This is a genomic window from Geotalea toluenoxydans JCM 15764, assembly GCF_001311985.1.
In the GTDB taxonomy this organism is placed as follows: Bacteria; Desulfobacterota; Desulfuromonadia; order Geobacterales; family Geobacteraceae; genus Geotalea; species Geotalea toluenoxydans.
Genome location: NZ_BBCJ01000016.1, coordinates 41,477 through 54,616, shown reverse-complemented (window position 1 = coordinate 54,616; position 13,140 = coordinate 41,477). Strand labels below are relative to the sequence as shown.

At 50.1% G+C, this 13,140-nt stretch carries 10 protein-coding genes and 5 pseudogenes; 6 read left to right on the top strand and 9 right to left on the bottom strand.

Annotated elements, in window-relative coordinates:
* Positions 1 to 123: 123 nt before the first annotated feature.
* A pseudogene (locus tag JCM15764_RS11785) lies at positions 124 to 890 on the bottom strand (lytic transglycosylase domain-containing protein).
* A gap of 9 nt (positions 891 to 899) precedes the next feature.
* Positions 900 to 2,301: pseudogene (locus tag JCM15764_RS11780) on the bottom strand (sigma-54-dependent transcriptional regulator).
* A 287-nt stretch (positions 2,302 to 2,588) separates the two neighbouring features.
* On the opposite strand from JCM15764_RS11780, the gene JCM15764_RS11775 reads away from it, so the two are divergent.
* The 6 genes and pseudogenes from JCM15764_RS11775 (at position 2,589) to JCM15764_RS11755 (ending at position 7,779) form a co-directional block, all read left to right on the top strand.
* Positions 2,589 to 3,086 carry a chemotaxis protein CheW gene (locus tag JCM15764_RS11775; RefSeq protein WP_054695891.1) on the top strand — a complete coding sequence of 166 codons (498 nt, stop codon included), beginning with the start codon at positions 2,589 to 2,591 and terminating at the stop codon, positions 3,084 to 3,086.
* Between the two features lie 13 nt (positions 3,087 to 3,099).
* Entirely contained in the window at positions 3,100 to 4,680 is a 1,581-nt protein-coding gene (locus tag JCM15764_RS11770; RefSeq protein ID WP_439645294.1) for a chemotaxis protein CheA, read from the top strand.
* A complete protein-coding gene (locus JCM15764_RS29770) occupies positions 4,614 to 4,895 on the top strand; it encodes a chemotaxis protein CheW (RefSeq protein WP_439645293.1) in 282 nt (93 codons plus the stop codon). Before JCM15764_RS11770 ends, JCM15764_RS29770 begins: the two co-directional genes overlap by 67 nt.
* A gap of 30 nt (positions 4,896 to 4,925) precedes the next feature.
* Positions 4,926 to 5,798 carry a CheR family methyltransferase gene (locus JCM15764_RS11765; RefSeq protein WP_054695888.1) on the top strand — a complete coding sequence of 291 codons (873 nt, stop codon included), beginning with the start codon at positions 4,926 to 4,928 and terminating at the stop codon, positions 5,796 to 5,798.
* Between the two features lie 10 nt (positions 5,799 to 5,808).
* Positions 5,809 to 6,711, top strand: a complete 903-nt coding sequence (locus JCM15764_RS11760) for an HDOD domain-containing protein (RefSeq protein ID WP_054695885.1) — start codon at positions 5,809 to 5,811, stop codon at positions 6,709 to 6,711.
* A gap of 58 nt (positions 6,712 to 6,769) precedes the next feature.
* A pseudogene (locus JCM15764_RS11755) lies at positions 6,770 to 7,779 on the top strand (protein-glutamate methylesterase/protein-glutamine glutaminase).
* Between the two features lie 2 nt (positions 7,780 to 7,781).
* Here the strand turns inward: JCM15764_RS11755 and JCM15764_RS11750 are convergent.
* From JCM15764_RS11750 to mnmE, 7 genes and pseudogenes are all read right to left on the bottom strand, one after another.
* Complete coding sequence (locus JCM15764_RS11750; RefSeq protein WP_054695882.1) at positions 7,782 to 8,099, bottom strand: hypothetical protein; 318 nt, start codon at positions 8,097 to 8,099, stop codon at positions 7,782 to 7,784.
* A gap of 40 nt (positions 8,100 to 8,139) precedes the next feature.
* The gene (locus JCM15764_RS26705) at positions 8,140 to 8,328 is read right to left on the bottom strand and encodes a hypothetical protein (protein ID WP_279384411.1); all 189 of its coding nucleotides are present in this window, start codon (positions 8,326 to 8,328) and stop codon (positions 8,140 to 8,142) included.
* The gene (locus tag JCM15764_RS26700; protein ID WP_279384410.1) at positions 8,289 to 8,756 is read right to left on the bottom strand and encodes a hypothetical protein; all 468 of its coding nucleotides are present in this window, start codon (positions 8,754 to 8,756) and stop codon (positions 8,289 to 8,291) included. Before JCM15764_RS26700 ends, JCM15764_RS26705 begins: the two co-directional genes overlap by 40 nt.
* Positions 8,757 to 9,126: 370 nt before the next feature.
* Positions 9,127 to 9,780, bottom strand: coding sequence for a 16S rRNA (guanine(527)-N(7))-methyltransferase RsmG (gene rsmG / locus JCM15764_RS11740; protein ID WP_439645292.1), 654 nt, complete (start codon positions 9,778 to 9,780; stop codon positions 9,127 to 9,129).
* A complete protein-coding gene (locus tag JCM15764_RS30620) occupies positions 9,777 to 10,238 on the bottom strand; it encodes a tRNA modifying enzyme MnmG family protein (protein ID WP_500778429.1) in 462 nt (153 codons plus the stop codon). The genes rsmG and JCM15764_RS30620 overlap by 4 nt, the downstream gene beginning before the upstream one ends.
* Before the next feature lie 276 nt (positions 10,239 to 10,514).
* A pseudogene (locus JCM15764_RS23265) lies at positions 10,515 to 11,612 on the bottom strand (FAD-dependent oxidoreductase); the annotation flags it as partial.
* Between the two features lie 138 nt (positions 11,613 to 11,750).
* Positions 11,751 to 13,115: pseudogene (gene mnmE / locus JCM15764_RS11730) on the bottom strand (tRNA uridine-5-carboxymethylaminomethyl(34) synthesis GTPase MnmE).
* Positions 13,116 to 13,140: the final 25 nt, after the last annotated feature.

Here is a 13,140-nt window from a genome sequence, read left to right as displayed (position 1 = left end):
AGGCTCAAGTACGTTTGAGTTCCGAGTGAGCGGCAACAAGCAGATTGGCCCGCAATAATTTTTCAAAACCTGATAAAAAGCTCCCCATTCAGCGGGAGCTTTTTTATCAGATTGGACATGTTATTAAACGCTGTAGTCTCGGTAGTATCTTTTCACCTTTACCAGGTAATCTCTGGTTTCCCGCGGCAGCGACTCAGCATGCCTGTCAACGTTGCCGGGCCCCCAGTTATAAGCAGCCAGAGCGGAATCCACATTCCCCCCATAGCGGTTGAGCATATCCTTTAAAAACCTTGTTCCTGCCATTACATTCTGTTCGGCATCGAAAGAATCGGTCACACCCAGGCCCTTGGCAGTGGATGGCATGAGCTGCATTAGCCTTGTGCTCCCGCATGGGAAACGGCATGGGGATTGAAATTACTCTCCGCCTTTATCACTGCCTTGATCAACCCCGCCTCAACCCCATACCGCCTGGAAGCGCGAACGATAATAGTCTCCAGTGAGGAGTTCTGGGCTACAGGCAAAGTGGTGGCAGGGTGCTCTTCAGGAGCGATGCTTATCGCATTCGGGGCCTCATGGGAGGCTATGGGGTGCTGTCGCTGCTGCTCAAGGTATGTGGACAGGGCTCTGCTGATGGAATCAGCAGTGGGCATTGAACTGTAACCGTCATCGCTGCCTGCCGGAGATACTGCTGAACGCAGCATCTGCAGCCGGAGGATCTCTGCTGCCGTCTCAGCATCGGCGGGTGCTACACTGTTGACGGAGGTGGAGGTTTCGGAAGTTGTAAGAAGTTCAAAAAATTCATTTTCTTTTTGCCTGTCACCAGAGTTAATCCGCACCGATGACCGGACTGTTGCAACCTGTGGGGCGGATTCGATCTGATTTATGGCCATTGAGATATCCTAAGAGCTGGAAAAGGAAGCATCGTTAAAAAGGAGCTTCTTTTTCTTCAGTTTCTCGATCAGCGTAGTCCGTTTCAGGTTCAGAAGGTTCGCAGCTTCCTTCTTGTTCCCCCCGGTTTTCTCCAGTGCCTGCAAGATCAGCCGGTTTTCGAAATCTTCCACTGCACTGTTCAGGCAGAAACCGCTGTCGGGAAGGGTCAATTGTTCTGACTTTCCTGCAGATTTGATGCCACGGTATTTTTCCGGCAGATCATTGAAAAGGATGGTGCCGCTGCCTTTTATTATAACCATGCGCTCCACAAGGTTTTCCAACTCCCTGACATTTCCTGGCCAGTCGTAATTACACAAGATATCCATGGTGCTTTTGTCAAAAGATTGAACCTTACGCTGTTTATTCTTGTTGAACTTCTCTAGGAAATTGTTGATCAGCAACGGGACATCGGATTTTCGCTCTCTGAGCGGAGGCAGCATTATGGGAATGACAGACAGCCGGTAATAGAGGTCTTCCCGGAATATCTTAGAGGCTACAAGGTGCTCAAGGTTCTGATTGGTGGCAGCAATGATGCGTACATCCACTTTTTTTGTTCTGGCAGCACCGACCGGCTCCAATTCCTTGTTTTGCAGTACCCGCAACAGCTTTACCTGCAGGTTCGGTTTCATGTCCCCGATCTCGTCAAGAAACAGTGTTCCCCGGTCGGCCATCTCGAATCGGCCGATGCGTGTCGCTACTGCCCCGGTAAAAGAACCCTTCACATGGCCGAAAAGTTCACTCTCCAGCAAGTCATCGGGTATGGCAGCACAGTTGACCGGCACGAAATTTTTGGTCGCTCTGTTGCTTAAATCGTGGATGGCCTTTGCCACAAGCTCTTTGCCGGTGCCTGATTCACCTTGAATAAGGACGGTAGAGTCAGACCCGGCAACTTTTTCGATCATTTCGAAGAGGGAGAGCATTTTTTCACTCTCACCGATGATGTGATTCAACAGCGAACGGTTCTTGATACAAGGCTTGGCCTTGAAACTCTGACGTTGCAGCGTCTGGTGCTCAAGCCCCCTTTTTACATGGGTTTCCAGCTCTTCAAGGTTAAACGGTTTTTCCAGAAAGAAAAAAGCCCCTGCCTTGAGAAGATTCGCCGTCATCTCATAATTGGCAAAGGCGCTGTATGCGATGGTCACTATCTCCGGTCGCATTGCTTTCAGTTTTTTGATAAATTCCAGGCCGTTTTATACGCGGCATCATGATGTCGGTGATAACCATCTGCACATCGTTGAGTTCTATTTTCTCCAGGGCATCTTGGCCATCGCCTGCCTGGAACACCTGGTAGCCCTTATAACTGAGAAAGGCTGCAACGAAATCCCGGGTCTTCTTGTCATCATCCGCTATGAGTATTCTGGCACTTTCCATTTTTTCCCCATTCGTTCAGGTAAGATGGTGATGAAAGTTTTGACCGCCCCTCTTGCGTCAGGCAAAAAACATTATAGTCAACCACAGGTGCAATGTCAATAAAATGACTTGGCTTATTTTACCATTGTTGATTGGGTTTTCCATACATGGGAACCGATAGGAGATATTTCACCCTTCATTGGGCAGCACAGAAAAAACGCTAAACCAATGGCCATCTCCTACCGATTAGGGTAGGAAGGAGCTCATCAGTTCCTTTCATTTCTTAACCGATTATCAGGAGGATCTCGATGGAAAATGCGTTGCAGGTTAGGAATGAATCTGTAACAGGCGAACTGATCCAGCTTGTCAGCTTCTGTCTTGACCACGAAGAATACGGCTTCAATGTCTTGAAAGTCCGTGAAATCATCCGCCTGCTGAACATTACCCGGGTGCCCAACGCCCCTTCTTACGTCGATGGTGTCATTAACCTGCGTGGAAAGGTTATTCCCATAATCTCCCTGCGCAAAAAATTCAACCTTCCCGATGCAGAAATCGACAAAAGAACTCGTATCATGGTCATAGAATCAGGAAGCGAAATGATGGGTTTTATCGTGGATGAGGTTTCAGAGGTAATACGAATCTCTGCCGGGGATATCCAGCCGCCTCCGCCGGTCGCTAACAGCACTATCGACCTGGACTGCATGTCTGGGGTCGTAAATCAGGCTGAACGTCTGCTGGTGCTGCTGGACCTGGAAAAGATGTGCACCCATGAAGATAATTTGCTGTTCAGCAATGCCATGAATTGATCGGGAGCGGAAAATGCCTATTGATTGCGAAGACCAGGAATTGCTTGACGGCTTTCTTACCGAAAGCACCGAACTGTTAGAAAAACTCGATGACGATCTCGTCACCCTTGAGAAATCTCCTTCCGACACCGATCTTTTGAACAGAATTTTCCGCTCCATTCATACGGTTAAGGGGGCGTCTAGTTTTCTTGGTTTTGACTTGCTGGTCAAAGTAACCCATAAAACCGAAGACGTCCTGAATCGGTTGCGTAAAACCGAACTTTCCGTAAATCCTGAGATAATGGATGTCATTCTTGAGGCTGTCGATCTTGTAAAGGTGCTCCTCAATGATATCAAGGGTGGGGAAATTCAAGAGCGGGATATCGATACTACCATTGCCAAACTGCTTCCTTACCTTTCCGAAACAGCAGCGGGCTCGATACTCCCTTCGCCGGATCCGGTGGCTTCTTCTTGCGACACTAACCCTACAGCTTGGGATGAGCCGCCTGTCTCGGCGACAGACGGGGACGATCCTTCAATCAACCAGCCGGCCAAGGAGCAAGCAGCTGTTGAACAAGCCGGTAATCCAGCTGTCATCGCCCCTCCTTCGCAAAAGCCTGTCCCTGCAAAAACCGAGGAACTTGCAGATAGTGCCACCGTGCGGGTTGATGTCAAAAGACTGGACGATCTGATGAACCAGGTCGGCGAGCTGGTGCTGGAACGCAACCGTATGGTGCAGCTCTATAGCGATTTTCAGGAAGGCCTCGATCCAACCGGCTTCAGCGACGAGTTCGGCAAATTGACCAAACGGCTTAATTTCGTTACCTCGGAATTGCAGATGCAGGTTCTGAAAATGCGCATGATTCCCGTGGAAAAGGTTTTCAAGAAATTTCCCAGGATAGTTCGCAATCTTGCCAGAGAGCTTGGCAAAGAGGTTGAGCTTCTGATTTTTGGTGAGGAAACCGAGCTTGATCGTTCCGTGGTCGATGAAATCGGCGACCCGTTGATCCATCTGATCAGAAACGCCTTGGACCATGGACTGGAAACGCCGGAGGAGCGAACAGCTGCCGGCAAACCGGCAAAGGGCACCGTAGTCCTCTCTGCTACCCACGAAGGGAATCAGATCGTCATCAGCATCAAGGACAATGGCCGTGGTATAAATCCGGAAAAGGTTGCCAGGAAGGCCCTTGAAAAAGGCCTTGTTACAGATGAGCAGCTGGCGGCTATGGGCACCAGGGAAATTCTCGATCTCATCTTTCTTCCCGGATTTTCCACGAAAGAACAGACCACCGATCTCTCCGGCAGGGGGGTAGGCATGGATGTTGTGCGTACCAATATCAGAAAATTGAACGGCATCATTGAAATTAAAAACGAAGTGGGACAGGGATCGGAATTCATTCTCCGGCTGCCCCTTACCCTTGCCATAATTCAGTCCCTCCTGGTGCAAGTGGAAAGTGAGATATATTCCATACCCCTTTCTGCGGTTATCGAGACTATCAAGTTCAACAGAGCGTCTTTCACCAGGTTGGGGGCCAGGAAGTTCTTAAATTGCGGGACTCGGTGTTGCCACTGGTTCGTCTGCACCGGCTCTTTGGTTGCCAGGGGGAATCCCTGAGCAGAGACACCTGTTATGTGGTTGTCGTGGGAGTTGCCGAAAAGCGAGTAGGACTGGTAGTCAGCAGGCTTATGGGCCAACAGGAAGTGGCGATAAAATCCCTCGGCAGCTTCCTGGCAAACCTTCCGGCCATTGCCGGCTCTACCATTCTCGGCGACGGCAGTGTGGCTCTTATCGTCGATCCTCTGGCATTCGTTCAACACGGTGACAATTAATAACTCAAACGCATTTCAATCAGGCACTTTATGGAACCCACGTTTTTCCCCGAACTTAAAGCTCCCAATGCAAAGATCTCCGATAAGGACTTCGAGATCCTCAGGGATTACATCTATAATCTGTGCGGCATTTATTTCCATACCAGCAAGAAATACTTTCTTGAGAGCCGCATCGGCCGCCGCATGGACGCAACCAAGGTCAAAAGCCATGCCGAGTACTACCAGTACATAAGAAGCAGTGTTACCGGCAGTTCGGAATTGCGTTATCTTCTGGATGAAATCACCACCAACGAAACCTGTTTTTTCCGCAATGGCCCACAACTTGCGGCCATGGAAAACAAGTTCATACCCGAAATCGTCGAAACCAAATCAAAGATGGGATTCCGCAAATTGAGAATCTGGAGTGCCGGATCTTCCTCGGGCGAAGAAGCCTATACCCTTGCCATGATCCTGCTTGAAAAGCGGACCTCGTTGCTCAAGGACTGGATAATCGAAATTGTCGGCACGGATATTAACGAGACCGTTATCGCCCAAGCCAAGGAAGGCATTTATGGCTCGTATTCTGTTCGCAACGCCCCTGACTATTATCGCCGTAAATATTTCAGCATGGAGTCGGCTGACCGTTTCAAACTCGCCCCGGAAGTCAAGAAAATGGTCAATTTCTCCCTTCTTAACCTTTACGATGAAAATAAAATGCTATTCATGAAAAGCTTTGACTTTATTTTCTGCGCAAACGTTCTCATATATTTTGACCTGGCTTCAAAGTCCAAGGTGGTGCAGCATTTTTACAACAACCTGCAACCCTACGGCTACTTTTTTGTCGGTCAGTCGGAATCGCTGCACGGGGTAAGCGAAAAATTCAAAACAATCCATTTTCCCGGCGGATTCGCCTATAACAAATAAGGACCTTACTATGTTTGACAACGGCCTGATGGTTAAAGCACAAACCATGGTGGATGCCATCTCCGAGCTGCCCACCATCCCCCATGTCGCCACCAAAGTCATTGATCTGCTCGACAAGCCGGAGGTCGAACTGGACGAAGTTGCAGACATGATCCTTACCGATCAGGTGCTTGCTGCACGGGTGATAAAGATGGTCAACTCACCTTTCTACAAGCCGGCCCACGAAATCAAATCCGTGAAACGCGCCCTGATCTACCTGGGTTTCCGTCACATCCGGGAGCTGGCCTTTACCTGCTCATTTATCGATGTCTTTCAGGGCAAAGACGGTGCTTTCGACATCAGAACCTTCTGGGAGCATTCTTTCGGTGTGGGCATCGTTGCCAAGATCATAGCCCAGCGGTTCCGCTACCCAGATACCGAGAAGGCCTATCTCGTCGGTATTGTCCACGACATCGGCGAAGTATTTTTAAGCTACTATAAGCGTAGTGACTTCGAAAAACTGCTGGAGTCCATCAAGGGCAAATCATACAGAATGTTTGAGGCTGAAAAGGAATATTTCGGTACCAGCCACAGCGAAATCGGACTCTGCATCGCCAGAAAATGGAATTTCCCCCCAGAGTATTGTGAAGTCATAGCCCTCCACCATGCGCCTGAAGATGCAACCATTGACCCGACACTCGTTTCCATTGTCAACCTGGCAGATCTTTTCTGTTCCGTGCGTCAGCTGGATTATGGCGGCAAGTCCTGGGTAACCTTCAACCTGGCCGATGAAAAATCCTGGTCCATACTGAAAAACTACGCCCCACATCTTGCCGATTTCGATGTGGAAAGATTCTGTTATGAGCTGGATGACCGGGTGCCGGAAATTCAGGAACTGGTTCAATCTATTTTTCAGGGAGTTGTTGCGGAGTAACCATGACCCCAATGCATCAGGCAGATTGAAAGTTCTGGTCGTCGATGATTCTTGCTTCATGAGAATGGCGATCCGCGGCATTCTGGCCAAAGACCCACAGATAGAAATAGTCGGCATTGCCGCCGATGGAATCGAAGGCATTGAAAAAGCTATCGAACTGCGTCCGGATATCATTACGATGGATGTGGAAATGCCGCGCATGGACGGGATTGCTGCCCTCAAGCAGATCATGGCCAAAGCTCCCACTCGGGTCCTGATGGTTTCAACCCTTACCTGTGAAGGAGCCAAGGCAACCTTTGAAGCGCTGGAAGCAGGTGCAATAGATTATATTCCAAAAAATATCAGCGACTCCTCTGAAGCCCAGAAGGTCTTCCGCGAGGAACTGCTGAACAAGGTCAAACAAGCCGGCAGCTCACTCGTTCAATTCGGCACCAGTGTCAAACGCAGCATTGCCCCCTCCCCTGCCGCCATTACCAAATCCAGATTTTCCAAACGAGTGAACTGCGTCGCATCGGCGCCTCAACCGGTGGTCCGGTTGCCCTCCAGGAAGTGCTTTCCCGCATACCGGCAAACTTCCCTTTCGGCATTATGGTGGCAATCCACATGCCCAAGGCATTTACCGGCCCCTACGCCGAACGGCTGAATGCCAAATGTTCACTGGAAATACATGAAGCCAAGGATGGCGATGTTCTGCGGCCGGGACTCGTTCTCATTGCTCCCGGAGGACGGCATACATCAATAGTCAGGCAAGGAGCCGGCCTGACTGTAAAGACCGATCCTACCACCCTTTTTCCCCAATACCTCTATATTCCCTCTGTGGATCAGATGATGCACAGCCTTGCCGAGGCCAGCAACGGCTCCATGCTTGGTGTGGTGCTTACCGGCATGGGTAGCGACGGGTTCAAGGGGATGCAATTTTTAAAAACAAAGGGAGGGGTTACACTGGTGCAGGATGAGGCGACTTCAACCATCTATGGGATGCCCAAAGCCTGTATCGATGGGGGTGTTGCCGACGAGGTTCTGCCTCTGGAGCAGATAGGATTTGAAATAGCGAGGATTGCCGGCTGATCTTATCTCTCGGCACTCAAATAGATGCCTTCTCTTGTTGCCTGCGCCCGGCACTGGGAAAACCCCTGCCGCTTCAACCGAAAGAGCAGAAAAGGCGCCGCCGGAACCAGACAATCTTTGAAAAACAGCCGCAGCTGCTGCTTGTCGTTCACAACCGTCCGGAAATCATTAAGGTGCGACAACTGCGTTTCCGGTACGGAGATAAACTCGCCCCCCACAGCCGGCGAAGCCTTGGTGAATAGCGATTCCAACGGGATTTCGCGCTTCTTGCCCGGCAGTAAAGTCATGGCAATTACTCTGGCCGTGATCATCCACTTCATGTTTGTTATCTTTTTTCTCTGAATTCAGTTTTACATCCAGTTATTTTTTGCCTTGCTGTCCGCTGAAGGAGAGAACAACTGTCCTTTCAATACCACTTTCCGGCTGGCGCAAGCGCAGACGCAGTTCTTTGGCTGTCTCAGCCTCTCCCGGAAAGAAGATGAAGCCGTTGGCCAGGTGCTCTTCAGGAATTACCTTCCCCTCAAGGCTCTTGGCACGGATATCATCCATGATGCGACGCCCCCTTTCCAGAGAACTTCCTTCACCGGCCCCGCCGATAACCGCTCCTCCTGCTGTCCCGAGGCTCCGGTTCGCAAAGCGGCCTCACCCACACTCCTGCCGCTGACAATGCCCAAAGCGGCACCAAGGACAGTTCCTGCAGCAGCACCCAGTACCGCCCCTTTGCCTGCCCCTTTACCGAAATATGAGGCAAGTTGAGTGGAACTTTCCAGACGTGAGATGGCCACATTGGTCGGGATTATCCTCCAGTAGCCATTTTTTCCATCAACCAGAAACGTCTGATCAGCCACTATTTCCGCACTCTTGCCGCTCTTGTTGTCCAGCACCAACTGCACTGGAAGAAGGCCGGTTCCCTTCACATCGAAGCCAAAGGCATCCTCTGCGGCATCGCTATCCGCATATGCTTCTCCGCCGACCATGATCCCATCCATTTGCTGGAAATTGGCATAAGCTCAGGTGGTTTGAATGCCGCATATTGAGTCTTATACCTGGTACAGCCACCGACCGAAATTATGAGTATAATCAGGAAAATCCAAAATTGCTTCATCGATTTCCTCCTGAGAGACTGCAACTGGGATCCTTATTATACTTATAACAGCGGCCAGCTGATGTGCAACCTACCTTTCTTCAGCATCCTCTGCCAAGTATCCGAATTTACTGTTAAAATTCAAAGCTTGCAAAAACGCCCTGTAAGGGCATTTTTACCCCCAGTCCAAGGGTCTAGGCTGTTCCATAAGACAAAATAGCCAGGATGGCGATTTTGAAAGAAATCGCCATCCTGGCTGCCATTTAACCCGTTTTGCTCCTGATAAAAACTAAGCTGCGGGCATCGCCACTGGATGGCAGACGGAATTCCTCCACCGCACTGACGGTCAGACCCATCTGCTCCAATTTTACTTTCGCATGTTCCGCTTCCTCGCGGCCCTCTTTTCCCTTCATGGCAATGATCATTCCTTCAGGCTTCATAAGTCTCTTGGCCATACCGGCAAAGGTGAGGATATCGGAAAAGGCGCGAGAGACGACCGCATCGGCTTTGTTGTCCGGTTGCAGCTGTTCAGCTCTGCCATGGACGGCTTCAAAACCTGCTAATCCAATGAGCCTTGCCACATTGCGCTGAAAGATTATTTTTTTCTCCACTGCATCAACTGAGGTAACCCTCAGCGCCGGCATTATTATTTTCAGCGGTATGCAGGGAAAACCGGCACCGGAACCAATATCCACCAGCATGGCATCGGCCTTAACAAACTTGGCCAAGGCCAGTGAATCGACAAAATGCTTTATGACAATATCTTCGTCGGAGTTTATGGCAGTTAGATTAATTTTCCGGTTCCATTTCTTAAGTTCTTCCGCGTACAGAACTAATTTTTCCACCTGTTCGGGAGACAGTTGCAACCCGAAATCCGCCGCCCCGCATTCCAGCATTTTTCTCGTTGCCGTATTCACTGCCCGCTCCGCGATTTCAAGGCAATGGAAAGTATGGTTATGGCTGCCGGAGTTACCCCTGGGATGCGTGACGCCTGGCCAAGGGTATCGGGTTTGAATTTATGCAGCTTCTCCTGAACCTCTGCCGACAATCCCGGCAAACCCATATACTGCATATCCTGGGGAATCTTTGTGTGCTCCAGTTTTTTTGCTCTACCCACCTGCTCAAGCTGCCTGTCAATGTAGCCCTGATATTTTATCTGTATCTCCACCTGCTCCCGCACATCAGCCGGCGTCTCCATGATTTTCTCGTCAATCCTTGACAGATCGCTGCTGGTGAAGTCCGGACGCCTGAGAAGCTGCTCATAGGTAAGGGCATTCTGCACCCCTTTCAGGTCAAAATCCTCAAGAAAATCGACATCAACCTGGGAAGGGAGCAGTTTTTCCTGGCGCAGTCGCTGCAACTCCTCTTTAATCATTTCTTTTTTCCTGAGAAATATCCCGTATTCTTCATCCCTGACCAGTCCGATTTCGTAGCCCCGCTCCCGCAATCTCAGATCTGCATTGTCCTCTCGCAACAGGAGCCTGTATTCAGCGCGGGAAGTAAACATGCGGTATGGTTCCTTGCTTCCCATGGTCACAAGGTCATCAATCATCACGCCGATGTAAGCGTCGTTCCTGCCAAGGATAAGCGGCTCCCTTCCCTGCACCCGCAAGGCGGCGTTGATACCTGCCAGCAACCCTTGGGCCGCAGCCTCCTCATAGCCTGAGGTACCATTTATCTGCCCTGCATGATAGAGGTTCCTGGCCGGTTTTGTCTCCAGGGAAGCATGGAGCTGAATCGGGTCCACGTAATCATACTCGATGGCATAGGCAGGACGCATTATTTCTACCCTTTCCAAACCTGCTATCGATCGGTAAAACTTCCACTGGACATCGATCGGCAGTGATGTGGAAAGCCCGCTGGGATAGACCTCCACCGTATCCAGCCCTTCCGGTTCGATGAAGGTTTGATGGCGGTCCTTTTCCGGAAAGCGGACCACCTTGTCTTCTATGGACGGACAATATCGTGGGCCGACCCCCTCTATGATACCCGAGTATAGGGGTGAGCGGTCCAGGCCAGAGCGATGATGTCATGGCTCCGTTCGTTAGTATAGGCTATGTGGCAAGGCACCTGCTTATTTAATATCCGCTCCGTTGAAAAGGAAAAGGGAATGGCTGATCATCGCCATATTGGGCCTCAAGCTGCCAAAATCGATGGTGCGACTGTCCAGCCTGGCCGGTGTTCCCGTTTTCAGCCTCCCAACATCGAAGCCAAGCTCCCTGAGATTGTCGGACAAGCCCACTGACGGAAGATCGCCCGCCCTACCCCCGCTATAATGAACAAGGCCGATATGGATCAAGCCCCGCATGAAGGTGCCAGTGGTAAGAATCACCGTTTTGGTCATATGCCGCACCCCGGCTTTGGTGTCTACACCAACAACCGTCTCTCCATCCATCACCAGGGCAACTACCTCTGCCTGCTTGAGGTGAAGGTTTTCCTGCTTCTCCAGAACCCGTTTCATCCTGAGACGATATTGCTGCTTATCAGCCTGGGCCCTTGAAGCGCGGACCGCCGGTCCTTTTTTTGTATTGAGAATGCGGAATTGAATACCGGTGGCGTCGATGTTTTTCGCCATCTCGCCTCCCAAGGCATCAATTTCCTTGACCAGGTGCCCCTTAGCCAATCCACCAATAGCCGGATTGCAAGACATCAGGGCTATGGCATCCAGATTTATCGTTAACAGTAAAGTTTCACAACCCATCCTGGCTGCCGCCAGAGCCGCCTCGCAACCGGCATGCCCCCCACCCACCACAATCACGTCATATTCTTTATCATATACTATCAACGTCCCACTCCAAACATATTGCCGATTATAAACCTTAACCCCTTTTCAACAATTACGCCTTTACCAGCAAGCCTTGACGACAAATGTTTCACGTGAAACATATCATTTGCCGATACAGAATTGCTGGAATATCCTATCCAACACATCATCGGCAGTAGTTTCACCAGTCACTTCACCCAACGAATCAAGAGCATCACGAAGATCTATGGCCAAGAGGTCAAGATTGACTTCCCGATCCAGGTTGTCCTTAAAGTTGGCAAGTGCATTACGACAACTAGTCAAAGCATCACGATGCCGCACTTGGGATATGGCAACAAATTCTCGGTTGTCATGATCGGGATGATGGATAAAAAAATCGAAAATTGCCTGCTGCAAATCGACAAGTCCATGACCGGTATGGGTGGAAATGGACAGGACCGGCAATTCTGGTTCAAATGGAAGAACATAAGAGCCATCAATGTCAGACTTATTTTTAACGACCATGAAGTTGAATCCAGAAAGCTTCTCAAGTATCGACTGGTCTTCAACACTAAAGGGAGATGAGGCATCAACAACAAAAAGAACCAGATCAGCTGAGGGCAGTTTTTCCAGTGACAGCTTAACCCCTTCCTTTTCCACATGGTCGTCTGATTCACGTATGCCGGCGGTATCGAGCAGTTTAACCGGAAGCCCCTTAATGGTCATTTGCTCTTCGATAAGATCACGGGTAGTGCCGGGAATGGCAGTGACAATAGCCCGCTTTTCACGCAAAAGTGCATTGAGGAGACTAGATTTTCCCACATTGGGTTTGCCGGCAATAACCACCGAGACCCCTTCGCGGATAATTCTCCCTCTGAAAACCCCGACAGCAATTCATCCAACATAAGAAGTGAGGAATCGATATTCTGCTATATGTTCTTTGGCAGAAACATCAATATCTTCTTCGGGAAAGTCAATAAAGGCTTCAAGAAAAGCAAGGGAAGAAAGGAGATATTCCTTCAATTGGAACAAGTGCCGGGAAAGAAGGCCTTCACGCTGATGCTGGGCAAGGTTAAGGGACATCTCCGACTTGCTGCGTATGATATCCATAATGGCTTCAGCCTGAACCAGATCGATACGTCCATTGAGGAAAGCACGTTTGGTGAACTCTCCTGGATCGGCAAGGCGCACTCCCTGTCGCAGCACAAGGGCCAGAATGCGTCGAACAACCAGATAGCCGCCATGACAGTGGAGTTCAAGAACGTCTTCGCGGGTGAATGAGTGGGGTCCCCGCATAAGGACAACCATGGCCTCATCAAGGATGGTGGTAGAATCGGGATCGAATATAACCCCATAATAGAAACGGTGGCTTTTTAGGCCACCGTCACGACTCCTGCGGAAGATGCGATCGGCAATTGAAAGGCAATCCGGACCGCTTATCCTTATAATGCTTATACCACCCTCCCCGATGGGAGTACTGATCGCTGCTATTGTGTCACGCAGATACATCTCTTTTCACCCGGTATTCTACGTC